The 24,072-nt window shown below is 72.6% G+C and carries 23 protein-coding genes and 1 pseudogene; 14 read left to right on the forward strand and 10 right to left on the reverse strand.

Annotation, left to right across the window (positions count from 1 at the left end):
- Positions 1 to 529: 529 nt before the first annotated feature.
- From cbiT to cobC, 5 genes and pseudogenes are all read left to right on the forward strand, one after another.
- Positions 530 to 1,378 (forward strand): annotated as a pseudogene (gene cbiT / locus ACGFZN_RS05935) (precorrin-6Y C5,15-methyltransferase (decarboxylating) subunit CbiT); the annotation flags it as partial.
- On the forward strand, positions 1,375 to 3,045 hold the full coding sequence (gene cobJ, locus ACGFZN_RS05940) for a precorrin-3B C(17)-methyltransferase (protein ID WP_393857258.1): 1,671 nt from the start codon (positions 1,375 to 1,377) through the stop codon (positions 3,043 to 3,045). The pseudogene cbiT and the gene cobJ, both read left to right, overlap by 4 nt.
- Entirely contained in the window at positions 3,042 to 3,629 is a 588-nt protein-coding gene (locus ACGFZN_RS05945) for a precorrin-8X methylmutase (RefSeq protein ID WP_393857259.1), read from the forward strand. Before cobJ ends, ACGFZN_RS05945 begins: the two co-directional genes overlap by 4 nt.
- On the forward strand, positions 3,626 to 4,552 hold the full coding sequence (locus ACGFZN_RS05950) for a sirohydrochlorin chelatase (RefSeq protein ID WP_393857260.1): 927 nt from the start codon (positions 3,626 to 3,628) through the stop codon (positions 4,550 to 4,552). Before ACGFZN_RS05945 ends, ACGFZN_RS05950 begins: the two co-directional genes overlap by 4 nt.
- A complete protein-coding gene (cobC, locus tag ACGFZN_RS05955; protein ID WP_393857261.1) occupies positions 4,542 to 5,597 on the forward strand; it encodes an Rv2231c family pyridoxal phosphate-dependent protein CobC in 1,056 nt (351 codons plus the stop codon). Before ACGFZN_RS05950 ends, cobC begins: the two co-directional genes overlap by 11 nt.
- 55 nt (positions 5,598 to 5,652) lie before the next feature.
- On the opposite strand, the gene ACGFZN_RS05960 is transcribed toward cobC, so the two are convergent.
- Positions 5,653 to 6,483, reverse strand: a complete 831-nt coding sequence (locus ACGFZN_RS05960) for a helix-turn-helix domain-containing protein (protein ID WP_393857262.1) — start codon at positions 6,481 to 6,483, stop codon at positions 5,653 to 5,655.
- Positions 6,484 to 6,596: 113 nt separating this feature from the next.
- On the opposite strand from ACGFZN_RS05960, the gene ACGFZN_RS05965 reads away from it, so the two are divergent.
- Entirely contained in the window at positions 6,597 to 7,196 is a 600-nt protein-coding gene (locus tag ACGFZN_RS05965; RefSeq protein WP_393857263.1) for an NADPH-dependent FMN reductase, read from the forward strand.
- Between the two features lie 356 nt (positions 7,197 to 7,552).
- On the opposite strand, the gene ACGFZN_RS05970 is transcribed toward ACGFZN_RS05965, so the two are convergent.
- From ACGFZN_RS05970 to ACGFZN_RS05990, 5 genes are all read right to left on the reverse strand, one after another.
- A complete protein-coding gene (locus tag ACGFZN_RS05970; protein ID WP_393857264.1) occupies positions 7,553 to 8,455 on the reverse strand; it encodes an SCO1860 family LAETG-anchored protein in 903 nt (300 codons plus the stop codon).
- 157 nt (positions 8,456 to 8,612) lie between these two features.
- Positions 8,613 to 9,704, reverse strand: coding sequence for an amidohydrolase family protein (locus ACGFZN_RS05975; RefSeq protein ID WP_393857265.1), 1,092 nt, complete (start codon positions 9,702 to 9,704; stop codon positions 8,613 to 8,615).
- Positions 9,705 to 9,722: 18 nt separating this feature from the next.
- Positions 9,723 to 10,517, reverse strand: coding sequence for an amino acid ABC transporter ATP-binding protein (locus ACGFZN_RS05980; protein WP_393857266.1), 795 nt, complete (start codon positions 10,515 to 10,517; stop codon positions 9,723 to 9,725).
- On the reverse strand, positions 10,514 to 11,350 hold the full coding sequence (locus tag ACGFZN_RS05985) for an amino acid ABC transporter permease (protein WP_393857267.1): 837 nt from the start codon (positions 11,348 to 11,350) through the stop codon (positions 10,514 to 10,516). Before ACGFZN_RS05985 ends, ACGFZN_RS05980 begins: the two co-directional genes overlap by 4 nt.
- A 4-nt stretch (positions 11,351 to 11,354) precedes the next feature.
- Positions 11,355 to 12,209, reverse strand: a complete 855-nt coding sequence (locus ACGFZN_RS05990) for a transporter substrate-binding domain-containing protein (protein WP_393857268.1) — start codon at positions 12,207 to 12,209, stop codon at positions 11,355 to 11,357.
- 150 nt (positions 12,210 to 12,359) lie between these two features.
- Here ACGFZN_RS05990 and ACGFZN_RS05995 point away from each other — a divergent pair, with 150 nt between their 5' ends.
- The 5 genes from ACGFZN_RS05995 (at position 12,360) to thpD (ending at position 16,828) form a co-directional block, all read left to right on the forward strand.
- Entirely contained in the window at positions 12,360 to 13,403 is a 1,044-nt protein-coding gene (locus ACGFZN_RS05995) for a pyridoxal-phosphate-dependent aminotransferase family protein (RefSeq protein ID WP_393857677.1), read from the forward strand.
- A gap of 287 nt (positions 13,404 to 13,690) precedes the next feature.
- Positions 13,691 to 14,209 (forward strand): diaminobutyrate acetyltransferase, encoded by a 519-nt coding sequence (gene ectA / locus ACGFZN_RS06000; protein WP_393857269.1) that lies wholly within the window; start codon positions 13,691 to 13,693, stop codon positions 14,207 to 14,209.
- 12 nt (positions 14,210 to 14,221) lie between these two features.
- Positions 14,222 to 15,493, forward strand: a complete 1,272-nt coding sequence (ectB, locus tag ACGFZN_RS06005; RefSeq protein WP_393857270.1) for a diaminobutyrate--2-oxoglutarate transaminase — start codon at positions 14,222 to 14,224, stop codon at positions 15,491 to 15,493.
- A 30-nt stretch (positions 15,494 to 15,523) separates the two neighbouring features.
- Positions 15,524 to 15,928 (forward strand): ectoine synthase, encoded by a 405-nt coding sequence (locus tag ACGFZN_RS06010; protein WP_393857271.1) that lies wholly within the window; start codon positions 15,524 to 15,526, stop codon positions 15,926 to 15,928.
- 6 nt (positions 15,929 to 15,934) lie between these two features.
- A complete protein-coding gene (thpD, locus tag ACGFZN_RS06015; protein ID WP_393857272.1) occupies positions 15,935 to 16,828 on the forward strand; it encodes an ectoine hydroxylase in 894 nt (297 codons plus the stop codon).
- A 65-nt stretch (positions 16,829 to 16,893) separates the two neighbouring features.
- On the opposite strand, the gene ACGFZN_RS06020 is transcribed toward thpD, so the two are convergent.
- From ACGFZN_RS06020 to ACGFZN_RS06035, 4 genes are all read right to left on the reverse strand, one after another.
- Positions 16,894 to 17,955 (reverse strand): aminotransferase class V-fold PLP-dependent enzyme, encoded by a 1,062-nt coding sequence (locus ACGFZN_RS06020; RefSeq protein ID WP_393857273.1) that lies wholly within the window; start codon positions 17,953 to 17,955, stop codon positions 16,894 to 16,896.
- Between the two features lie 97 nt (positions 17,956 to 18,052).
- Positions 18,053 to 18,769: a DsbA family oxidoreductase gene (locus ACGFZN_RS06025; RefSeq protein ID WP_393857274.1), complete on the reverse strand. Its 717-nt coding sequence runs from the start codon at positions 18,767 to 18,769 to the stop codon at positions 18,053 to 18,055.
- A gap of 130 nt (positions 18,770 to 18,899) precedes the next feature.
- Positions 18,900 to 19,508 (reverse strand): DUF1349 domain-containing protein, encoded by a 609-nt coding sequence (locus ACGFZN_RS06030; RefSeq protein WP_393857275.1) that lies wholly within the window; start codon positions 19,506 to 19,508, stop codon positions 18,900 to 18,902.
- Positions 19,509 to 19,549: 41 nt separating this feature from the next.
- Positions 19,550 to 21,079, reverse strand: coding sequence for an aldehyde dehydrogenase (NADP(+)) (locus ACGFZN_RS06035; protein WP_393857276.1), 1,530 nt, complete (start codon positions 21,077 to 21,079; stop codon positions 19,550 to 19,552).
- Positions 21,080 to 21,211: 132 nt separating this feature from the next.
- Here ACGFZN_RS06035 and ACGFZN_RS06040 point away from each other — a divergent pair, with 132 nt between their 5' ends.
- The 3 genes from ACGFZN_RS06040 (at position 21,212) to ACGFZN_RS06050 (ending at position 24,066) form a co-directional block, all read left to right on the forward strand.
- Positions 21,212 to 21,985 carry an IclR family transcriptional regulator gene (locus ACGFZN_RS06040; RefSeq protein WP_393857277.1) on the forward strand — a complete coding sequence of 258 codons (774 nt, stop codon included), beginning with the start codon at positions 21,212 to 21,214 and terminating at the stop codon, positions 21,983 to 21,985.
- A 48-nt stretch (positions 21,986 to 22,033) separates the two neighbouring features.
- Positions 22,034 to 22,504, forward strand: coding sequence for a GNAT family N-acetyltransferase (locus tag ACGFZN_RS06045; RefSeq protein ID WP_393857278.1), 471 nt, complete (start codon positions 22,034 to 22,036; stop codon positions 22,502 to 22,504).
- A 107-nt stretch (positions 22,505 to 22,611) separates the two neighbouring features.
- Entirely contained in the window at positions 22,612 to 24,066 is a 1,455-nt protein-coding gene (locus ACGFZN_RS06050; RefSeq protein WP_393857279.1) for a peptidoglycan D,D-transpeptidase FtsI family protein, read from the forward strand.
- Positions 24,067 to 24,072: the final 6 nt, after the last annotated feature.

Below are 24,072 nucleotides of genomic sequence, written 5' to 3' on the forward strand. Positions count from 1 at the left end.
GGGAACCACAAGGCCCGCAGGGGGAACCGGAGCCGCGGAGACCGAACTCGGGACGGGACGCGCCGAGCCGGGGCGCGCGCTCGGTCCGGGGACCGGGTCCGCCGAGACCGGCCCCGCCACCGGACCCGCCGAGACCGAGCTCGCGGTCGGGCCCACCGGACCGGGACGCGTGTCCGGACCGGAGACCGGATCCACCCAGCCGGGACGCGTGCCCGGACCAGGCACCGGACCCGCCGAGACCGACCCCAGGACCGGACCTGCTGAGACCGAGCCGGGAGTCAGACCCGCCGAAACCGACCCCGCGACCGGCCCCGCCGAGACCGCCCCCGGGACGGGACGCGCCGAACCGGGGCGCGCGCTCGGTCCGGGGACCGGGTCCCCCGAGACCGGCCCCGCGACCGGACCCGCCGAGACCGAGCTCGCAGTCGGGCCCGCCGGACCGGGACGCGTGCCCGGACCGGAGACCGGATCCACCCAGCCGGGACGCGTGCCCGGACCAGGCACCGGACCCGCCGAAAGCGACCCCTGGGCCGGAGTCGACGCACCGGCGGCCGGACCCGCGGCCGAGTCCCCCGCCTCCGCCACCCCGGCGGCGCCGGCCGCCCCCGCCGGGCCAGGGCGTGTTCTCGTCGTCGCCTCCGCCCTCGGCTCGCCGCACGAGCGTGTCGAACGGGTCACCCCCGCCGAGGCCGCCGCGCGGGACTGGGGGCCGGACGTCAGCGTGGTGCTGTGCCTGGACGAGACGCGCGCGCTCGGCGGGGTGCGGACGGTCGCCGGGGCGTCGGCCGGACCCGGCCGATGGGCGCTGGACGAGGGCGAGTTCGCGCATCGGGACTCGATGATCACCAAGTTCGAGGTGCGGGCACTGGCGCTGGCCCGGCTGGGGCCGCGGCTGGGCGACCTGGTGTGGGACGTGGGCGCCGGCTCGGGCTCGGTGGCCGTGGAGTGCGCCCGGCTCGGTGCGGCCGTCGTCGCCGTGGAGAAGGCGGCGGACGGGGTGGAGCGGATCCGCGCCAACGCCCGCGCCCACGGCGTCGACGTGCGGGTGGTGCACGGTACGGCACCGGAGGCCCTGGACGGGCTCGACGATCCCGACGCGGTGTTCGTCGGCGGGGGCGGCCGCGGCCTGCCCGCCGTCGTGGGCGCGTGCGCGCGGCGGGCCCGGCGGACCGTGGTCGTCGCCATGGCCGCGCTCGACCGGGTGCCGGCGGCGCGCGAGGCGCTCACGGCCGCCGGGTTCGCCTGCGACGGGGTGCTGCTGCAGTCGTCGCGCCTCGCGCCGCTGCCCGGGGACGTGACCCGGCTCGCGGCGACCAATCCCGTGTTTCTGCTCTGGGGCGACAGAACCCCGGCGTCAAGCGAAGGAGTTGCTCAGTGATCGGCCTGATTTCCGCCACCGCGGCGGGCGCGGCGGCACGCGACCGGCTGGCCGCGGCCTGGCCGGACCGGACGCGGGTGTACGAGGGGCCCGTCGGGGAGGCGGTGCGGGCCGCGTTCGCCGAGTGCGAGCAGCTGGTGTGCTTCCTGGCGACGGGCGCGGTGGTGCGGCTGCTCGCGCCGCTGCTCGGCGACAAGACGGCCGACCCGGGTGTGGTGTGCGTGGACGAGGCCGGCCGGTTCGCGGTGTCGCTGGTCGGCGGGCACGGCGGCGGCGCCAACGAACTCGCCTGCGGGGTCGGCGCGTTGCTGGGCGCCGAGCCGGTGGTGACGACCGCGACGGACTCCGTCGGGCTGCCGGGCCTGGACACGCTGGGCCTGCCGTACGAGGGTGCGGTCGCCCAGGTCTCCCGGGCGCTGCTGGACGGCGAACCGGTCGCCCTCGAGGCCGAGTTGCCGTGGCCGCTGCCGCCGCTGCCGGCCTCGCCGCAGGGGGCGTACACCATCCGGCTCACCGACCGGGACATGGCGCCCGGCGAGCGGGAGGTGCTGCTCAGGCCGCCGTCCCTGGTGGTCGGGGTCGGCGCGTCCAAGGGCGCTCCGGCGGAGGAGGTCCTGGGGCTGATCGAGGAGTCGCTGGCGCAGGCGGGGCTGTCCCCGAGGTCGGTGGCCGAACTCGCCACCGTGGACGCCAAGGCGGAGGAGGCGGGCATCGTGGCCGCCGCCAGCCGGCTGGGGGTGCCGCTGGTGACGTACGGCGCCGAGGAGCTGGCGGGGGTGGCGGTGCCCAATCCCTCCGCCGCGCCGCTCGCGGCAGTCGGCACGCCGTCCGTCGCGGAGGCCGCCGCCCTGCTGCGCGGCGGGGAACTCCTCGTGCCGAAGCGGAAGTCGGCCATGGCGACCTGTGCCGTCGTACGGCGTCCGGGGCGTGGGCGGCTCGCGGTGGTGGGGCTCGGGCCCGGTGCCCGGGACCTGCTGACCCCGCGCGCCGCGGCCGAGCTGCGCCGGGCGTCGGTGCTGGTCGGGCTGGACCAGTACGTCGACCAGATCCGCGACCTGCTGCGGCCGGGCACCCGGGTGCTGGAGTCTGGGCTCGGCGCGGAGGAGGAGCGGGCGCGCACGGCCGTCGCCGAGGCCCGGCGCGGGCACGCGGTGGCGCTGATCGGCAGCGGGGACGCGGGCGTGTACGCCATGGCCTCCCCGGCGCTCGCCGAGGCCTCGGACGACATCGACGTGGTCGGGGTGCCCGGGGTGACGGCCGCGCTGGCCGCCGGGGCGATCCTGGGCGCGCCGCTGGGCCACGACCACGTGTCCATCAGCCTGTCCGACCTGCACACCCCGTGGGAGGTCATCGAGCGGCGGGTGCGGGCGGCGGCCGAGGCGGACCTCGTCGTCACCTTCTACAACCCCCGTTCCCGGGGCCGCGACTGGCAGCTGCCGAAGGCGCTCGGCATCCTCGCCGGGCACCGCGAGCCGGCGACTCCCGTCGGGGTCGTGCGCAACGCCTCCCGGCCGGACGAGTCCAGCCGGGTGACCACGCTCGCCGCACTGGACCCGGCGACGGTCGACATGATGACGGTCGTCACCGTGGGCAACACGGCCACCCGGACCGTCGCCGGGCGCATGGTGACCCCGCGCGGCTACCGCTGGCAGGAGGGCGGAAAGTGAACCGGATCGTCCACCCCATCGAGCAGGAGTCCTTCCGGCGGCTGCGCGCCCGGCTGGACACCTCGCACTTCCCGCCGCTGACCCGGGCGGTGGTGGAGCGGGTCGTCCACTCCGCCGCCGACCTGGACTACGCGACCGATCTCGTCATGGCCGAGGCCGATCTGGTGGCGGCGCACGCGGCGCTGCACGCCGGGGCGCCCGTCGTGGTCGACGTGGAGATGGTCGCGGCCGGCATCACCCGCCGGGAGACGGTCTGCCGGCTCAGGGACGCGAGGTCCGGCCCCGGCCTGACGCGTTCGGCGCACGCCGTCCGGCTCGCCTACGAGCAGGTCGGGCCGGGCGCGCTGTGGGTGATCGGCTGTGCGCCGACCGCCCTGGAGGAGCTGCTCACCCTGGACGCCTCCCCCGCACTCGTCATCGGCCTGCCCGTCGGCTTCGTCGGCGCGGCCGAGTCCAAGGCCGCGTTGCGCGCGAGCGGGCTGCCCGCGGTGAGCAACGTGTCCGAGAAGGGCGGCTCGGCGGTCGCCGCCGCCGCGCTCAACGCCCTGCTGTACCACCCCGTTTCGCCTGAGGAGACCCCGTGACCACCCCGCCCGCCCTGCTCATCGCCGGACACGGCACCCGTGACGACGCCGGAGCCGAGGCGTTCCGCGACTTCGTACGCCGGCTGCAGCTGCGCTCCGACATGCCCGTCGCGGGCGGCTTCATCGAGCTGTCCGCGCCGCCGCTGGGCGAGGCCGTCGCCGGGCTGGTGGCACGGGGGGTGCGGCGGTTCGCCACCGTGCCGCTGATGCTGGTGTCCGCCGGGCACGCCAAGGGTGACATCCCGGCCGCGCTGGCCCGCGAGAAGGAACGGCACCCGGGCATCTCGTACACCTACGGCCGTCCGCTGGGCCCGCACCCGGCGCTGCTGAACGTGCTGGAGCGGCGGCTGGACGAGGCGCTGGGCCCGGTGCCGCGCGCGGAGGTGACCGTGCTGCTGGTCGGGCGCGGCTCGACCGACCCCGACGCCAACGCCGAGGTGTTCAAGGCGGCGCGGCTGCTGTGGGAGGGCCGCGGGTACGCCGGGGTGGAGACGGCGTTCGTGTCGCTGGCGGCGCCGGACGTGCCGAGCGGTCTCGACCGGTGCCGGGCGCTGGGGGCGCGCAGGATCGTCGTCCTGCCGTACTTCCTGTTCACCGGCGTGCTGCCGGACCGGGTGCGACGGCAGACCGAGGAGTGGGCCGCCGCGCACCCGGAGACCGAGGTGCGCTCCGCGGAGGTCATCGGGCCCGAGCCGGAGCTGCTCGACCTGGTGCTGGAGCGGTACGCGGAGGCCGTCAAGGGCGATCTGCGGATGAACTGCGACGCGTGCGTGTACCGGATCGCGCTGCCGGGCTTCGAGGACAAGGTGGGGCTGCCGCAGCAGCCGCACTACCACCCCGACGACGACGGCCACGGGCATGACCACGGACATGGCCACGGACACCACCATCACGGGGGGCACTCGCACAGCCATGCGCACTGAGGGCGCGGAACCGGATCTGCGGCACCACGGGGACGCGGAGGTGCGGGACGACGGGGCCGCGCTGGTCGACCTCGCCGTCAACGTCCGCGCGGACACGCCCCCGTCGTGGCTGCGGGAGGAGATCGCCGCCTCGCTGTCGTCCCTCGCGGCCTACCCGGACGGGCGGGCCGCGCGGGCGGCGGTGGCGGCGCGGCACGGGCTGCCGGTGGAGCGGGTGCTGCTGACCGCGGGCGCGGCGGAGGCGTTCGTGCTGCTCGCGCGGGCGCTGAAGGTACGGCGGCCGGTCGTGGTGCATCCTCAGTTCACCGAGCCGGAGGCGGCGCTCAGGGACGCCGGGCACACCGTGGACCGGGTGCTGCTGCGGGAGGAGGACGGGTTCCGGCTGGACCCGGCGGCGGTGCCCGAGGACGCCGACCTGGTGGTGATCGGGAACCCGACCAATCCCACCTCGGTGCTGCATCCGGCGTCGGCCGTCTCCCGGCTCGCCCGCCCTGGACGGGTGCTGGTCGTGGACGAGGCGTTCATGGACGCGGTGCCGGGTGAGCGGGAGGCGCTGGCCGGACGGACCGATGTGCCGGGGCTGGTCGTGCTGCGCAGCCTCACCAAGACGTGGGGGCTGGCCGGGCTGCGGATCGGGTACGTGCTGGCTCCCGCCGGGATCATCGCCGCGCTGGAGCGGGCGCAGCCGCTCTGGCCGGTCTCCACGCCGGCGCTGGCCGCGGCGGAGGCGTGCGTCGCGCCCCGGGCCCTGGCGGAGGCGGGGCACGCGGCGCACCGCATCGCGGCGGACCGGGGTCATCTGGTGGCGGGGCTGTCGGAGCTGGCCGAGCTGGACGTGCGGGTGGTGTCCCCCGCGGAGGGACCGTTCGTCCTGGTGCGCATGCCGGACGCGGCGCGTGTACGGCACCGGCTGCGGGACCTGGGGTACGCGGTCCGGCGGGGGGACACCTTCCCGGGGCTCGGCGAGGAGTGGGTACGGGTGGCGGTGCGGGACCGGGTCACGATGAGCGGCTTCCTGAAGGCGCTGTCGGCCGCCCTGCCGTGACCCGCGGCAGCCACCGGCGGAGAAGCGGAAGCGGAGAAGCGGAAGCCGAAGGAGGCTATGAGATCGCCCTGAGCCGAGGACGTTCCCGGAGCCGCTCGACCGCCGTCGCCGTCTCCTCGTCCGCCGGCAGGAACACCACGAGTTGCTGGGCGTCCGCCGAGGCTTCCAGCGTCTCCCGGGTGAGCCGGAGTTCGGGGCCCGTGGGGTGGTTCAGGCGGAGCATCCCCCGCCGGGGCACCGTATGGCGGTTCATGCGGCGGGTGAACTCGGGGCCCGCCACGGGGGCCAGTTCCGCGCTGAGCCATTCCGAGTTCTCCACCGACGGGCCGAGCCACAGGTCGAATGCCTGCTCGTCGGCGGCCTCGGCCCAGTCGGCGAAGAAGGAGCGTGCCCTGGGGTCGGTGAAGACGTACCGGGTGAGGTTGGGGGTGTCGCCGTCGAGCAGTCCGGTGCCGGCGGTCAGCAGTTCGTAGCCGCTGGTGCGGGCGAGGATGTCGCCGAGGCGGTTGGTCACGACGGCGATGCCCGGTTCCAGCAGCCGGAGCGTCCGGAGCAGGGCGGGGCGGACCTCCCGCCGCGGCGGGGCCGGACTGCGGTGGGCGGTGCACGCGCCGCCGGTGATCTTCGCGAGGTAGCGCAGGTGGGTGCGCTCGGCGGCGTCGAGGCTGAGCGCGTCGGCCAGCGCGTTCACCACGGACACCGAGGGGTTGCGGTCGCGGCCCTGTTCGATGCGGGTCAGGTACTCGACGCTGATGCCGGCCCGGGCGGCGAGGTCCAGCCGGCGCAGGCCCGGTGACCGGCGGCGGCCGCGCTCGGGCAGTCCCAGTGTCTCCGGCTGGATGCCGTCGCGCTTGGCACGGATGAAGTCCCCCAGTGGTGTGCCCATGCCACGAGGATAGGCCGCGGGGCGGACGGGCGCCGAGTGCTCAGGGTGGCCCCGCGGGGGCCAGCCTGAGCACGGCCTGGCTGTGCGGTGCCGGGCATTCGATCGTGGTGGGCATGGAGAACACGAACACGCACAGGTTGCTGGTCATCGTCGGAAGCGTGCGCGAGGGCCGGTTCGGCCCGGTCGTCGGCTCGTGGGTGGCCGAACAGGCCCGGTGGCACGGGGGGTTCGAGGTCGACGTCGTCGATCTGGCCGACGTGGACATCCCGTTGGCGCTGCCGGCCGAGTCACCGAAGTTCGCCGGGGACGCCTATCCGCGTCCGGCCGGGATGGACCGGCTGACCTCGGCGCTGGAGGAGGCCGACGCCTTCGTCGTCGTCACCCCCGAGTACAACCACAGTTACCCCGCCTCACTGAAGGCGGCCATCGACTGGCACTTCACGCAGTGGACGGCGAAGCCGGTGGCCTTCGTCAGCTACGGCGGCGCGGCCGGCGGCCGGCATGCCGTGCTGCATCTGGAGAACGTGCTGACCGAGCTGCACGCGGTGACCATCCGGGACGGTCTGGCCTTCCCGAACTACTTCACCGCGTGGCAGGACGGCCACCCGCTGGACGAGCAGGCCCAGGGGTACGCCAAGACGCTGCTGGACCAGCTGTCCTGGTGGGCGGCCACCCTCAAGGCAGGCAGAGAGGCCGCTCCCTACCCGGCGTGACGGCATGCGGGGCCGGCCGCCCGCAGCGGCAGCGGGTCCAGTCCCTGGGCACCGAGAGGCGCTGGGCCCCCGTGACGCGGCCGACTGAGCCGAAGCCGACCGCAGCGACCGCCGGCACCGTCGGGTCCAGCCCCTGCGGCGTCAAGAGGCGTCGGCACCAGCCCGTGATACGGCCGGCTGAGCCGAAGCAGGCCCCCACGAACGCCGACGACGCCAGGACCAACGCCAGCGGTCACCCACGAAAGTCAACACCAAGCCCAGCCGCCGCCGACGAACAGGACCAGCCCCAGCCGCGACCGACACGGGCGAAGCCAGCCCTCTCAGGACCAGCTCCGGCGACGGCCGGCAACCCCGGGTCAGTTCTTGCGGCGGCGGGCCAGTGTCGCTGCTCCGCCGCCGAGCAGCAGCAGCGCCAGCGCGGTGCCCGCGATGTACGGGGTCGCGGAGCTGCCGCCGGTCTCGGCGAGGTCGTTGCGGGCGCCCTGGGGCTTGACGGCGGCGGCCGGGTCGTGGCTCGGCACCGGGTGGCCGGTGGGCGGCGCCATCGGGGACTCGCAGGTGGCCTTGGCCAGGGTGACGGTGCCCTCGACGTCGGCCACGTTGAGCTTCAACGGGTTGACGGAGACCCGGAGTTCGAGGGCGGTGGCGGCGGCGGTGCGGGTCGTGGTGCGGCGCTGGGCGAGGTCGAGGCGGACCTCGCCGATGCCGGGAACCTTGATCTCGCTGGGGCCGCCGGCGGTGAGCGTGACGCGCTTGCCGAGGACCGTGACCGTGCCGAGGACGTTCGCCGAGGCCGCCGGCGCCTTGCCGGCCTCGCAGGTCGCGTCGGCGGTGACCGTGCCGACCTCGATCAGGGACAGCAGGGGCAGACCGGGGACGTGCAGGCGGGCGTTCACCAGCCGCACCGAGCCCTCGGCGCGCCGCGCGGTCACGGTGGCCTTCGCGGAGGCGGCGTCGGCGCGGAGGACCGAGAAGGGCCTGCCGCCGGCCACGCCGTCGAGCCGGGCGGACAGCGCGGTCCGGTCGGCGCTCCGCGGTGCCTGGACCTCGTTGAGGGAGACCGCGAGCGGGACGTCGACGGTCTTGTTGAGCAGGGAGACGTCGAGGCCGGTGCGGAGCACGACGGCGGAGGCGCGACCGTGGCCGGTGGTCGCGTGCGCGGGGCTCGCGCCCAGCACCGCGGGCGCCAGGGCGAGGGCGGCGGCGGTCGCCAGGGCGGCCGTACGGTGTGCGGGCATGCGGAAGGTGTCGCTGTTCAAGGCGTGGGACCCCCAGTGGAAACCTGCTTGGGACCCGTCAACCTTGTACGCACTGTGGGTGAACGGTCAGCGATCCTGGGTCACTTCACTCAAACGTGGATATCCCGCACGTCGATTCGAATCACCGGGCACAGGCGTTCCCCCGCGCCCCTGGCGGCTACTCGACGACGATGCCGTTCAGCACGACCCGGCGCGGCGCCGCCAGCACCCGTACGTCCGCCCGCGGGTCGCCCTCGTACACCACCAGGTCGGCCGGTGCGCCCTCCTCGAGGCCGGGGCGGCCGAGCCAGGCGCGGGCGCCCCAGCTGGTCGCGGAGACGGCGTCCACGGCGGGGATGCCCGCGGTGACCAGCTCGGTCACCTCGGCCGCGACCAGGCCGTGGGCCAGCGAGCCGCCGGCGTCCGTGCCGACGTACACCGGGATCCCGGCGTCGTAGGCGCCGCGCACGGTGTCGTAGCGGCGCTCGTGCAGCCGGCGCATGTGCGCGGACCACTGCGGGTACCGGCTCTCGCCGCCCGCCGCGAGCTGCGGGAAGGTGGCGATGTTGACGAGGGTCGGCACGATCGCGACGCCCCGCTCGGCGAACAGCGGGATCAGGTCCTCGGTCAGGCCGGTGGCGTGCTCGATGCAGTCGATGCCTGCCTCGACCAGGTCGCGCAGGGAGCTCTCGGCGAAGCAGTGGGCGGTGACGCGGGCGCCGAGCCGGTGGGCCTCGGCGATGGCTGCCTCGACCGCCTCGCGCGGCCAGCAGGGGGCGAGGTCGCCGAGGTCGCGGTCGATCCAGTCGCCGACCAGCTTGACCCAGCCGTCGCCGCGCCGGGCTTCCCGGGCGACGTACGCGACGAGGTGGTCGGGCTCGATCTCCCAGGCGAAGTTGCGGATGTAGCGGCGGGTGCGGGCGATGTGCCGGCCGGCCCGGATGATCTTCGGGAGGTCCTCCCGGTCGTCGACCCAGCGGGTGTCGGAGGGCGAGCCGGCGTCCCTGATCAGCAGGGTGCCGGCCTCCCGGTCGGTGAGCGCCTGCTTCTCCGCGGTGGCGGCGTCGACCGGGCCCTCGGCACCGAGGCCCACATGGCAGTGGGCGTCCACCAGGCCGGGCAGCGCCCAGCCCTCGACGGTACGGACGTCGCGGGCGCCGGCGGGGCGGTCGTAGGACACCCGGCCCCCGACCACCCACAGCTCGTCGCGGACGTCCTCGGGTCCGGCCAGGACCCGACCCTTCACGTGCAGCACGGCGCCATCGCTCATGCCCCCGACCTTAACGAGCTACGGCTGCCCGTCGCCCACCTGGTCGGAGGTCTCCTCCTCCACCTCGGCCATCGCCGGGTCGAGCAGGCGGGAGAGGAAGTGGCGGGTGCGTTCGTGCCGCGGGGCGCCGATGACCTGTTCGGGGCTGCCGTCCTCGACGATCACGCCGCCGTCCATGAAGACGACCCGGTCGGCGACCTCGCGCGCGAAGGTCATCTCGTGGGTGACGACCATCATCGTCATGCCGTCCCGCGCGAGCATCCGCATGACGGCGAGGACGTCGCCGACCAGTTCGGGGTCGAGCGCCGAGGTCGGCTCGTCGAAGAGCATCACCTCCGGGCCCATCGCCAGCGCCCGGGCGATGGCCACGCGCTGCTGCTGCCCGCCGGAGAGGGAGGACGGGTAGGCGTCCGCCTTCTCGGCCAGGCCGACCCGGGCCAGGTTCTCCGCGGCGATCTTGGCGGCGGTCGCCTTGTCCCGGCGGAGCACCCGGCGCTGCGGCAGCGTGAGGTTCTCGGTGACGCTGAGGTGCGGGAAGAGGTTGAACTGCTGGAAGACCATGCCGATCCGGCGGCGTACGGCGTCGATGTCGACGTCCGGGTCGGTCAGTTCGGTGCCGCCGACGAAGACCTGCCCCTCGGTGGGTTCCTCCAGCAGGTTCACGCAGCGCAGCAGCGTGGACTTGCCGGAGCCGGAGGGGCCGATGACGCAGACGACCTCGCCCTGGCCGATCTCCAGGTCGATGCCGCGCAGGACGTGGTTGTCGCCGAAGGACTTGTGCAGGTCCGTCACGCGGATCTCGGGGCGGGTCACCGGATCTCCCTCCGCGCCCTGGTTTCCATGCGGCGCACGACGAGGCTGAGCGGGATCGTGATCAGCAGGTAGCACAGGCCCGCGACCAGGATCGGGGTGGAGTTGGCGGTCGAACTGGCCAGGTCGTTGCCGAACTTGGACAGTTCGCGCTGTTCCAGGGTGACGCCGAGGAACAGCACCAGCGAGGAGTCCTTGAAGAGCAGGACGAGTTCGTTGGTCAGCGGCGGCAGGATGATCCGGAAGGCCTGCGGCAGGATGATGGAGACCATGGCCCGCGCGGGCGAGAACCCGAGCGAACGGGCCGCCTCCATCTGCCCCTTGGGCACGGCCTGGATGCCCGCGCGGATCGTCTCCGCCATGTAGGCGGCGGAGACCAGTCCGAGGGCGACGGCGACCTTGCCGTAGACACCGCCCGGGTACTGGATGCTGGGGAAGGCCAGGGGCACGCCGGTGCCGACGAAGATGAAGATCAGCAGCGCGGGCAGGCCGCGGAAGACCTCGATGTAGACGCCGGCGAGCCAGCGGTACGGCCCCACGGACGACAGGCGCATCAGGGCGATGAGCATGCCGAGGGCGAGGCCGACGGCGAACCCGGACAGCGTGTACAGCACGGTGTTCTTCATGGCCACCGTGATGAGTTCCGGGAACAGCTGCCTGGCGATGCGGCCCTGCGCGAACTGGTTCTGCAGCCGGCCCCAGTCCGCGGTGACCGCGAAGGCGATCACCGCGGCGGCGAAGACCAGGTACTGCGCCCCGCGCGACAGCCGCTGCTTCTGACGGCGTGTCAGGCCGGTCTTCCTGGGCTGTATGGGGGTGTCCGTGTCGGTCGTCATGGGGTCAGGAGGCGGACGGGGCCGGGGAGGCGACGGAGGCGTTGTACGGGCCGATCCACTTCTCGTAGATCTTCTTGTAGGTGCCGTCGGCCTTGGCGTCCCGCAGGGCCTTGTTGATGGCGTCGAGCAGGGCCTTGTTGCCCTTCTTCACCGTGAAGCCGTACTGCTCGCCGGTCTTGAGGTTGTCGACGACCTTGAACTTCGCCGCGTTGTCCTTGTCCTTCAGCCAGCCCTGGACCACCGGGTAGTCGATGATCACGGCCTGGACCTGCCCGGTGCGCAGGCCGTTGAGGACCGCGTCGGAGGAGGCGAAGGAGACCGGGTCGAAGCCCTTGCTCCTGGCGAAGTCCTCACCGGTGGTCTGCGCCTGGGCGCCGAGCTTCCCGCCCTTGGCCTTGACGTCCGCGAGCGAGGTGACGCCGCTGTCCTTCCCGGTGAGCACGGCCTGGGTGGCCTCGAAGTACGGGTCGGAGAAGTCGACGTTCTTCTTGCGCTCCGGCGTGATCGTCATGCCGGCGGCGGCCAGGTCGCACTGGCCGGAGTTGAGGAAGGCGCCGGTCTTGAAGTTCTCGAACGGCGTGTCGAGGATCTGCTGCTTCACGCCGAGGTTCTTGGCGACCAGGTCGATCAGGGAGACGTCGAAGCCCTGGACCTTGCCGCCCACCTCCGACTGGAACGGCGGGTACGGCAGGTGGGTGCAGGTGGTGAGCCGGCCGGCCTTGACCAGGTGGACGCCGTCGACGGTGGTCTTGCCGCTCCCCGATCCGCTGGAGGAGCACCCGGCCGCGACGAGCACGAGGCCGGCGGTCGCGGTGGTGGCAGCCAGCAGGCGGGTCCGGCGTCCGAGGAGCGTTTTCATGGGGGATCTTCTCTGTGGGGGAACTGTGGGTTCCGATTATAAGGAAGAGTTTGGGGGTCTCAAACCAAACCGATGGTCACCGGGGCGACGGACCTAAGATCGATGGAGTTCGAACCCGACACAGGCCCCGAGAACGAAGAGAGCGCCGCCGTGACCCACCCGCTTCTGGACCTGCCTCCGCTGACCGCCGAGCGCTTCGCCGCCATCGAGGACGCGGTCGCCCGGCTGCTGGACACCCGGCAGGACGTGCTGATCACCCAGGGCGAGGCGCTGCTGCCGCTGGAGGGCGCGATCCGCGCGGCGGCCGGTCCGGGCACGGTGGCCCTGAACGTGATCACGGGTCCGTACGGGCAGACCTTCGGCGACTGGCTGCGGGACTCCGGCGCGACGGTGCACGACCTCGCCGTCCCCTTCCACACGGCGGTGAGCGCCGGGCAGATCCGGGAGGCGTTCGCCGAGCACCCCGAGATCGACTTCGTGTCCCTGGTCCACGCGGAGGCCGCGACCGGCAACACCAATCCGGTCGCGGAGATCGGCGAGGCGGTGCGGGAGCAGGGCGCCCTGTTCTATCTGGACGCGGTCGCCTCGGTGGGCGCCGAGCCGGTGCTGCCGGACGCGTGGGGCGTGGACCTGTGCGTGATCGGCGCGCAGAAGGCGATGGGCGGCCCCGCGGGCGTGTCGGCGATCTCGGTGAGCGAGCGGGCCTGGGCGCGGATGGCGGCGAATCCGCACGCGCCGCGCCGCTCCTACCTGTCCCTGCTGGACTGGAAGGAGCGCTGGACCGACGCGGGCCGCAGGGTGCTGCCGCACGCCCCGGCGCAGCTGGAGATGCTGGCGCTCGAAGCGTGCCTGGAGCGGATCGAGTCGGTGGGGCTGGAGACGGTGATGGCCCGGCACCGGGAGGCGGCCCGGGCCGCGCGGGCGGGCGCCCTCGCCCTGGGCGGGGGCCTCGAGCCGTACGTGTGCGAGGAGAAGGACGCGGCGCCGGTGGCGACGACATTGCGGGTGCCCTCCGGGGTGGTGGCGTCGGAGCTGGTGGCCCGGGTGCTGAAGAGCGATCCCGCGCTGCCGCTCGCGGCCGGCGGCGGGGCGCTGGCCAAGGAGATGATCCGGGTCAACCACTACGGGGCGGACGCCTCGCAGGAGACCGTGGAGAGGTGTCTGGCGGCGATCGGGGCGGCGCTCGGCGTCTGAATTCGACGGCGCCACCGCATTCCGAATTCAAAATTCAGATTGATTTCACAATTCCCGCCAATTTTCTCGGTGGTAGCTTCCCGTCTTCTTCTTCCCGCTTTTTGCGAGGCTAAACGGGGAAGTTTTCCGGCAGGTTTCGAGCCGTTTCCGGGGTGTGACGTACTCCACAGTAGGGTCGCTATGCCCTGATTTGTAGCGGGATAACTCAGGCATTTCACTGCCTCCTCGGTACGGCACAGCGACGACGCCCGTGCATTTTCTAATTCGCCTCGCTAAATTCGTGCCGCATGACTGCCGCACCCGCAGACCTGATCGTCGACCAGCCGGCGCTGACCGACGGAGCAGCGCTCTGGCGTCTCGCCAAGGAATCGAAAACCCTCGACCTGAACTCCTCGTACAGCTATCTGCTGTGGTGCCGGGACTTCGCCGGCACCTCCGCGGTGGCACGCGGTGCGGACGGGGAGCCGGTCGGATTCGTCACCGGCTACGTACGGCCGGAGCGCCCCCGCACGCTGCTCGTCTGGCAGGTGGCCGTCGACTCCGCCCAGCGGGGGCGCGGCATCGCCGCCAGGCTGCTGGACGGGCTGACCGCACGGCTCACCGCCGAGCGCGGCATCACCGGCGTGGAGACCACCATCACCCCCGGCAACACCGCCTCCGAGCGGCTGTTCACCTCGTTCGCCGCCCGGCACGGCGCGCGTGTGGAGCGTGAGGTGCTGTTCCCCGCCGAGCTGTTCCCGGACGGCCCGCACGACCCCGAAGTCCTGTACCGCATCGGCCCGCTGACCGCCTCCACCCCCCACTGAGGAGCGACCACCGTGACCATCACCCAGCCCGACCTCAGCGTTTTCGAGACCCTCGAGTCCGAGGTGCGCAGCTACTGCCGCGGCTGGCCCACGGTCTTCGACCGCGCGCAGGGCAGCCGGATGTTCGACGAGGACGGCCATGCCTACCTCGACTTCTTCGCCGGGGCCGGCTCACTCAACTACGGCCACAACAACCCGGTGCTCAAACGGGCGCTGATCGACTATCTGTCCCGGGACGGGGTGACCCACGGCCTGGACATGTCGACCACGGCCAAGCGGTCCTTCCTGCAGACCTTCCAGGATCTGGTGCTGCGCCCGCGCGATCTGCCGTACAAGGTCATGTTCCCGGGCCCGACCGGCACCAACGCCGTGGAGTCGGCGCTGAAGCTGGCCCGCAAGGTGAAGGGCCGGGAGTCGATCGTGTCGTTCACCAACGCCTTCCACGGCATGTCGCTGGGCTCGCTCGCCGTGACCGGCAACGCCTTCAAGCGGGCCGGCGCCGGGATCCCGCTGGTGCACGGCACGCCGATGCCGTTCGACAACTACTTCGACGGCAAGGTCCCCGACTTCCTGTGGTTCGAGCGGCTGCTGGAGGACCAGGGGTCCGGCCTGAACAAGCCCGCCGCCGTGATCGTGGAGACCGTGCAGGGCGAGGGCGGCATCAACGTGGCCCGGCCGGAGTGGCTGCGCGCCCTGAAGGAGCTGTGCGAGCGGCAGGACATGCTGCTGATCGTCGACGACATCCAGATGGGCTGCGGCCGTACCGGCGCCTTCTTCTCCTTCGAGGAGGCCGGGATCGTGCCCGACATCGTCACGGTGTCCAAGTCGATCAGCGGCTACGGCCTGCCGATGTCGCTGTGCCTGTTCAAGCCGGAGCTGGACGTCTGGGAGCCGGGCGAGCACAACGGCACCTTCCGCGGCAACAACCCGGCCTTCGTCACCGCCGCCGCGGCCCTGGAGACGTACTGGACCGACGGCTCGGCCATGGAGAAGCAGACCCGCACCCGGGGCGAGCAGGTCGAGCAGGCGCTGATCGCCATCACCGAGGAGAACCTCGCCGACGTCAAGGAATACCGCGGCCGGGGCCTGGTGTGGGGCATGGAGTTCCACGACAAGAGCCGGGCCTCGAAGGTCGCCCGGCGGGCCTTCGAACTCGGGCTGCTGATCGAGACGTCCGGCCCGGAGGGCGAGGTCGTCAAGCTGCTGCCCGCCCTCACCATCACCCCCGACGAGCTGGACGAGGGCCTGAGCGTCCTCGCCCGCGCCGTCCGGGAAACCGTCTGAACCGCAAGCCGACCAGGAGGAAGCACCACCGTGATCGTCCGATCCTTCAAGGACATCGAAGGCACCGACCGGCACATCAAGTCCAAGTCCGGTACCTGGGAGAGCAAGCGGATCGTCCTCGCCAAGGAGCGGGTCGGGTTCTCGCTGCACGAGACCATCCTCTACGCCGGCACCGAGACGTCGATGTGGTACGCCAACCACATCGAGGCCGTCGTCTGCACCAAGGGCGAGGCCGAACTCACCGACCACGAGGCCGGGAAGACGTACACGATCACGCCCGGCACCATGTACCTCCTCGACGGGCACGAGCGGCACACCCTGCGCGTCAAGGAGGACTTCCACTGCATCTGTGTGTTCAACCCGCCGGTGACCGGACGGGAGGACCACGACGAGAACGGCGTCTACCCGCTGCTCACCGAGCCCGAGGAGGTGTGAGAACCCATGACCACTGCCCCCGTGAAGGATCTCTACCCGACCCGCGGCACCACCGAGGTGACCGTCCCGCGCCAGGACCCGGTCGTGTGGGGTTCCCCGGACACGCCGGGCCCGATCGGCACCGCCGACCTCCAGGCGTACGAGCGTGACGGCTTCCTCGCCATCGACCAGCTGATCACGCCCGACGAGGTCGAGGTCTACAAGCGCGAGCTGGACCGGCTGGTCTCCGACCCGGCGATCCGCGCCGACGAACGCTCGATCGTGGAGCCGAAGTCGAAGGAGATCCGCTCGGTCTTCGAGGTGCACAGGATCAGCGAGGTGTTCGCGAACCTGGTGCGCGATCCGCGCGTGGTCGGCCGCGCCCGGCAGATCCTCGGCTCCGACGTGTACGTCCACCAGTCCCGGATCAACGTCAAGCCCGGCTTCGGCGCGAGCGGCTTCTACTGGCACTCGGACTTCGAGACCTGGCACGCCGAGGACGGCCTGCCCCACATGCGCACCGTGTCCGTCTCGATCGCGCTGACCGAGAACCACGACACCAACGGCGGCCTGATGATCATGCCGGGCTCGCACAGGACGTTCCTGGGCTGCGCCGGCGCCACGCCCGAGGACAACTACAAGAAGTCGCTGCAGATGCAGGACGCGGGCACGCCGTCGGACGAGGCGCTGACGCAGCTGGCGAGCGAGTACGGCATCCGGCTGTTCACCGGCAAGGCCGGCTCGGCGACCTGGTTCGACTGCAACTGCATGCACGGCTCCGGCGACAACATCACGCCGTACCCGCGCAGCAACGTGTTCATCGTGTTCAACAGCGTGGAGAACACGGCCGTCGAGCCGTTCGCGGCGCCCGTACGACGCCCTGAGTTCATCGGCGCCAGGGACTTCACCCCGGTGAGGTGATCCCCTTCCGGCACCGGGCCGGAGCCTCCTCGTGTGGGACGGGGGGCTCCGGCCCGGTCATGCCGTCAGCCGGCCAGGACGTCCAGCAGTCGGTCCACATCCGCTTCCGTGTTGTACAGGTGGAAGGACGCGCGGAGGTTGCCGGCGCGGTCGGAGACCTCGATGCCCGCCTCGCTCAGCTCGGGTTGCCGGGAGCCGAGTCCCGGCACCGAGACGATCGCCGAGCCGGGGGCGGGCACCGGCTCGTGGCCGAGGGCGGCCAGCCCCGCGCGGAACCGGTCGGCGAGGGCAACGTCGTGGGCGTGCACGGCGGTGACGCCCAGTTCCTCGATCAGCTCCAGCGAGCGACGCAGGCCCGCGAAGGTGAACAGGGCGTGGGTGAGGTCGAATCGCCGCGCGGAACGGGCGAGTTCGGCGACCGGGCCGTAACAGCTGTCCCACGGCTTCTCGGCCGCGACCCACCCGGCGAGCACCGGGCTCAGCCCGCCGAAGTCCTCGGGGACGGTGAGGAAGGCCGCGCCGTGCGGGCCGAGCAGCCACTTGAAGGAGACCGTGGCGGTGAAGTCGTAGGCGTCCGCGTCCATCGGCAGCCAGCCGGCGGCCTGGGAGAAGTCGACGTAGGTGCGTGCCCCGTGCGCGCGGGCTGCCTCCCTGAGGGCGGCCAGGTCGGCGAGGCGCCCGTCGGCGGACTGGGCGGCGCTGACGGCGGCCAGCGCCGTGCCCGGGCGGACGGACTCGGCGATCCGCTCCAGCGGGACCGTGCGGACCTTGAGGTCGCCGCGGACGTGGAAGGGGTTCAGCACGGAGGTGAAGTCGTCCTCGGCGACGAGGACTTCGGCGCCCGCCGGCAGCGAGGCGGCGATCACCCCGGTGTGGGCCGCGACCGACGCGCCCGCCGCGACCCGGCCGACCGGGACTCCGGCGATCCGGGCGTACCCCGCCCGGCAGGCCTCGACGTCCTCGTGCAGCGGGGTCAGCGGCCGGCCCTCGGCCCGCAGCAGCGCCGCCTCGTGCAGGGCGGCGACGGTGCGAGCAGGCAGCAGGCTGTTGCTGGCGGTGTTGAGATAGGTGCTCTTGGGGGCGAACTCGGCGCGGACGAGGCTGTCGAACGTCTCCGTGGTCTCCATGGGACCACTGTGCGGCCCCGTGACGTGGTAGTCCATTGCGAATTTTTACGCGGATCCGCTTAGGAAGCCTTATACGTCCACGCCGACCTGCGGCTTCTCAGGGCTGCGGCACCGGGCACCCGTCCGGGCCGCACGCGTCGGCGTCCCCCTGGTCGACGAGCGTCAGCGAGGTGCGCTCGTCCCAGGCCTGGGCCAGCGCCCGGGCGAACACCTCGGCGGGCTGGGCGCCGGAGACGCCGTACGCCCGGTCCAGGACGAAGAAGGGCACACCGGTGGCGCCGAGCCGGGCGGCCTCCCGTTCGTCGGCACGGACGTCGTCGGCATAGCGGGACGGGTCGGCGAGCACCGCGCGGACTGCGCCGGCGTCCAGCCCGGCCTCCACGGCCAGCTCGACGAGCCGCTCGTCGCCCTCGGTGAAGACGGACCGCTCCTCGGCGAAGTTCGCCCGGTAGAGGATCTGGATCAGCTCGTCCTGCCTGCCGTGCTCCTTGGCGAAGTGCAGCAGGCGGTGCATGTCGAAGGTGCTGCCGTGGTCGCGGCCCCGGGTGCGGTAGTCCAGGCCCTCGGCGGCGGCCTGGGCGCCGAGGTTGTCCTCGCCGGCCTCGGCCTGCGCCTGGCTCATGCCGTACTTCCTGGTCAGCATGGTGACCACCGGCTGGACGTCGCCCTTGGCGCGGCCGGGGTCCAGCTCGAAGGAGCGGTGCACGACCTCGACCTGGTCCCGGTGCGGGAAGGCCGCCAGCGCCTTCTCGAAGCGGGCCTTGCCCACGTAGCACCAGGGGCAGGCGATGTCGCTCCAGATCTCGACGCGCATGTCTTCGGCTCTCTCCGGCTCGTACGGGCACGGAGACTCTCTCCGCGACCACTGCATGAACGTTCAATCAGCCGGTTTCATTCCCTCCCGGCAACCGAGGACGTGAGCCCGGCCCGCGCCGGTTCAGAGGTCAGCTGCCGTCGCGGAGGTCGTCGGGCCAGGCGGGGTGGTAGGTGAGGTGGTCGTAGGTCACCACGCAGCCCTCTCCCAGGGGGGACTGGGTCATGAAGCCGACCAGCGCGGCACCGGTCTCCTTCTCGTCGCCGAGGGTGAACAGCCGGACGAAGGTCCAGCGTTCCCCGTCACGGGAGGCGTGGAAGGCGAAGGCCCGCCCGGTCCGGCTGACCCTCAGCCAGACCGAACTGCTGTCCACCGTGAAGGAGTTGGCGTCGTCGGAGTGGCCCCGGGTGACCACCGTGCAGACGGTGGGCACGTCCGGGGAGTACTCCAGGCAGAGCTTGGCCCACGCCCGGTCGCCGACGTGGACGTACAGCACGCCGGCGTCGAAGGCGGCCCGGAACCCCACGGTCACCCGGGCGATCAGCTGGAAGTCCCCGTCGGGCGCCCCCAGCAGCCGGGGGGCGTCGCAGGCGGGGTCCAGCGCCTCCCCGGTGGGCGGCACGAACCGGTCCTGCCGGGGCCCGGCCCACCCGGTGAGCACGCCGTCCTCGTACGACCAGTGCCCGTCGGGGCCGTAGGTGCGCAAGCCGAAGGGAAGTTCGGGCAGCTCCACGTCCATGGGGTGAGTCTCTCAGGTTCCCGCTCCGCGGCTCCCGGCGGTCAGCGTTCGAGGCGGCCGTCGAACCGCCGGGGAAGCCCCAGCGGGTTCTCGTCCCTCAGCTCGGCCGGCAGCAGCGCGGTGGGCGCGTTCTGGTACACGACCGGCCGCAGCCACCGCTCGATGGCCGTACCGCCCACGGACGTGGAGGTCGAGGTCGTCGCGGGGTACGGCCCCCCGTGGTGCTGGGCCGGCGCGACCGCGACCCCGGTCGGCCAGGCGTTGACCACCACGCGCCCCGCCAACGGGGTCAGCCGGGCGAGCAGTTCCGGCCCCCGCCCCTGCCCGGCGGCCTCCTGCGAGGACAGCTGGACCGTGGCCGTGAGGTTGCCCGGCAGCCGGGACAGCACCGCCGCGGCCTCCTCCTCGTCGGCGTACCGGGCCACCACGGTGACCGGCCCGAAGCACTCCTCCAGCAGCAGGTCGTACGCGCCCTCGTCCGCGAGCCGGCTCGCCGGCACGGTGAGGAAGCCGGCGCTCACCGAGTGCTCGCCGCCCGCGCCCGGGGTGACCGGCGACTCCACCTCGGGCAGCCGGACGCGCTCGGCGACCCCGGCGAGGAAGTTGTCCCGCATCCGGTGGTCGAGCAGCACGCCCGCCTCGGTGTCGCTCACCGCGTCCGTCAGGGACTTCACCAGGCCGTCGCCCGCCGCGCCGGACGGCACGAGCACCAGGCCCGGCTTGACGCAGAACTGCCCGACGCCCATCGTCATGGACCCGGCGAGACCGGCGCCGATCTCCTCGGCGCGCTCGGCGGCGGCGGCCTCGGTGACCAGCACCGGGTTCAGCGAGCCGAGTTCGCCGTGGAACGGGATCGGCACCTCACGCGCGGCAGCCGCGTCGAACAGGGCCCGGCCGCCCCGCACGGAGCCGGTGAAGCCGGCCGCGGCGACCAGCGGGTGCCTGATCAGCTCGACGCCCGCCTCGAAGCCGTGCACGAGTCCGACGACGCCTTCGGGGATGCCGTGCTCGGCGGCGGCCCGGCGCAGCACCTTGGCGACCAGCTCGGACAGGGCCGGGTGGTCGGGGTGGGCCTTGACGACGACCGGGCAGCCCGCGGCCAGCGCGCTCGCGGTGTCGCCGCCCGCGACGGAGAAGGCGAAGGGGAAGTTGGAGGCGGAGTAGACGGCGACGACGCCGAGCGGGACCTTGTAGCGGCGCAGGTCCGGGATGGGCGGGGTCGCGGTCGCGTCGGGGTGGTCGATGACGACGTCGAGGAAGGCGCCCTCGTCGACGATGGCGGCGAAGGCCCGCAGCTGGAAGCTGGTGCGGGCGAGTTCGCCGGTGAGCCGGACCGGGCCGAGCGCGGTCTCGGCGTCGGCGGTCTCCACCAGACCGTCCTTGGCCGCGTCCAGGCCCGCGGCGGCCGAGCGCAGGAACGCCGAGCGCACCGCGCGGTCGGCGAGCGCGCCGCGCGCGGCGTGGGCCGCCCTGACCGCGGCGTCCACCTCCTGGGCTGTGGCCTCCACCGCAACCTGTTCACGCTGCTTCCCGGTACGCGGGTCGACACTCCAGACTGGTGCTGCTGCCACCGCGGGATCCCTCCACATGTCATGCCGCAGTACTGGTTCATCCCTCAGCGGCGTTCGATATACTGAACGCTGTCTCTGATGATGAATATGCTGTCGGAGACTATGTGGCGTCCAACGAAGGGGTCAAGGGCGATGTCGGCAGCCGAGACAGGCGGCGGGGCGCAGGTCAAGTCCGCGGTGCGGACGGTGGAACTGCTCGAGTACTTCGCCGGAAAGCCCGGAATGCACTCCCTGGCGGCCGTGCAGGAGGCCGTGGGCTACCCCAAGTCCAGCCTCTACATGCTGCTGCGCACGCTCGTGGAGCTGGGCTGGGTGGAGACGGACGCGACGGGCACGCGGTACGGCATCGGGGTGCGGGCGCTGCTGGTCGGCACCTCCTACATCGACGGCGACGAGGTGGTGGCCGCCGCCCGGCCGACCCTGGACCGGCTCTCCGACGACACCACGGAGACCATCCACCTGGCCCGGCTCGACGGCATCAACGTCGTCTACCTGGCCACCCGCCAGTCCCAGCACTATCTGCGCCCCTTCACCCGGGTCGGCCGCCGGCTCCCGGCCCACTCCACCTCCCTGGGCAAGGCGATCCTCGCCACCTACAGCGACGAGCAGGTGCGCAAGCTGCTGCCCGAGACGCTGCCCGCGCTCACCGAGAACACCCTCACCGACCGGGAGAAGCTCATCGAGGAGCTGCACCAGGTCCGCGAGCAGGGCTTCGCGGTGGACCGTGAGGAGAACACGCTGGGCCTGCGCTGCTTCGGCGTCGCGATCCCCTACCGCACCCCGGCCCGGGACGCCATCAGCTGCTCGGTGCCGGTGGCCCGGCTGACCCCCGCCCACGAGCAGATGATCAAGGACGCGCTGTTCGACGCCCGCGACCGGCTCACCCTGGCGACCCGCCGGCTCTGAGCGCGCGGTGGTGGGCCCGGCGCCCGGCCCGTCGTAGGCTCGGGCGCCATGGATATCGCGCTGCGTGCCGTCGAGGACGGCGATCTGCCGGTGGTCTTCCGGCAGATGACCGACCCCGAGTCCGTCGAGATGGCCGCGTTCGGCCCGGAGCGGCCCTACGACGAGGAGTCCTTCGCGGCCCACTGGGAACGGCTGCGCACGACCTCATCCGTCCGGCGCACGGTCCTGGCCGACGGACACGTGGTGGGCACCGCGGCGGTCTACGGGGCGGCCGGCGAGCGCGAGGTGACGTACTGGATCGACCGCTCCTACTGGGGCCGCGGCATCGCCACGGCGGCGCTGCGGGCCCTGCTCGCCGAGGTGCCCGAACGGCCGCTGTACGCGCGGGCTGCGGCCGACAACGCCGCGTCGCTGCGGGTGCTGCACAAGTGCGGCTTCCGTGAGACGGCCCGTGCCCGCGGATACGCGAGCGGGCGGGACCGGGAGATCGAGGAGGTCGTGCTCGTCCTGGAGGACTGAGCACAGGCCCTGAGCCCCGGACGCACGAGACGGGTTTTCTGAGCACACGCTGAGAAAACGGGGCGTACGGGAACGATCGGCCCCCTCCCGCTCGTCTTCCCAGCGGGATGAACAAGACGATCAGGCGGGCGTCCGTCTTCGCGCTGCTGCTCGTGCTCGCGCTGCTGGCCAGGGCGACATGGGTGCAGTTCTACGACGGCAAGGCCCTCGCGGACGACAACGACAACCGGCGGAACGCGATCCAGACGTACTCGCGGCCGCTCGGCAACATCATCGTGGCCGGAAACGCGATCACCGGCTCCGCGCGGACGAAGGGGAGCGACCTCGCGTACAAGCGGACGTACACGGACGGCCCGCTGTACGCGCCGGTGACGGGCTACGCCTCGCAGGCCTACGCCCCCACGCAGCTGGAGGGCATCTACCAGGACCTGCTCAACGGCACGGACAACCGGCTGAAGACGGTGATGGACACGCTCACCGGCGAGCGCGCCGATCCGGGCGACGTGCTCACCACGATCGACCCGGCCGTGCAGAAGGCGGGCTATCGCGCGCTCGGCGGCAAGAAGGGCGGGGCCGTCGCGATCGACCCGAAGACCGGCAGGATCCTCGCGGTGGTGTCCACACCGTCGTACGACCCGTCGGCGCTCACCGACGCGAACACCGCAGGGGCCGCGTGGAAGCGGCTCAACGCGGACAAGGACAAGCCGCTCACCAACCGCGCGCTGCGCCAGCCGCTGCCGCCGGGCTCGACCTTCAAGCTGGTCGTGGCGGCGGCCGCGCTGGAGGACGGGCTGTACAAGAACGTGGACGTGCCGACCGACAGCCCGGACCCCTACACCCCGCCGGGCACGACGCACGTGCTGGAGAACGAGAACACATCGGCGCCGTGCAGGAACGCCCCGATCCGCGTGGCCCTGCAGTACTCCTGCAACAACGTCTTCGGCCACATGGCCGTCCAGCTCGGCCAGGACAAGGTGAGGGCGATGGCCGAGAAGTTCGGCTTCGACGACGACAAGCAGGACGTGCCGGTGCGGGCCTACGCCAGCGTGTATCCCTCGGGCATGGACAAGGCGCAGACCGCGCTGTCCGGCATCGGCCAGTTCGACGTCACCGCGACCCCGCTGCAGATGGCCATGGTGTCCGCGGCCATAGCCAACGGCGGCAAGCTGGTCTCGCCGCACATGGTGTCGCAGATCACCGACAGCGGCGGCGATGTGCTGCAGAACTACGACGACAGCGCGGACACCCGGCAGATCGTCAGCGCCTCCACCGCCGGGCAGCTGCAGTCGGCGATGGAGACGGTGGTCAAGGACGGCACGGGCACCAACGCCCTGATCGACGGGGCCACGGTCGGCGGCAAGACCGGCACCGCGCAGCACGGCGAGAACAACAGCAAGACGCCGTACGCCTGGTTCACGTCCTTCGCCAAGTCCGGGACCAACGGCAAGGAGGTGGCCGTCGCCGTGATGGTGGAGCAGTCCGACGCGGCCCGCTCGGAGGTCAGCGGCAACGGCCTGGCGGCGCCGGTGGCCAGGGCGATGATGCAGGCGGCGCTGAGGTAGCGCCCC

The sequence above is a fragment of the Streptomyces sp. NPDC048192 genome (assembly GCF_043202415.1).
Lineage (GTDB): Bacteria > Actinomycetota > Actinomycetes > Streptomycetales > Streptomycetaceae > Streptomyces.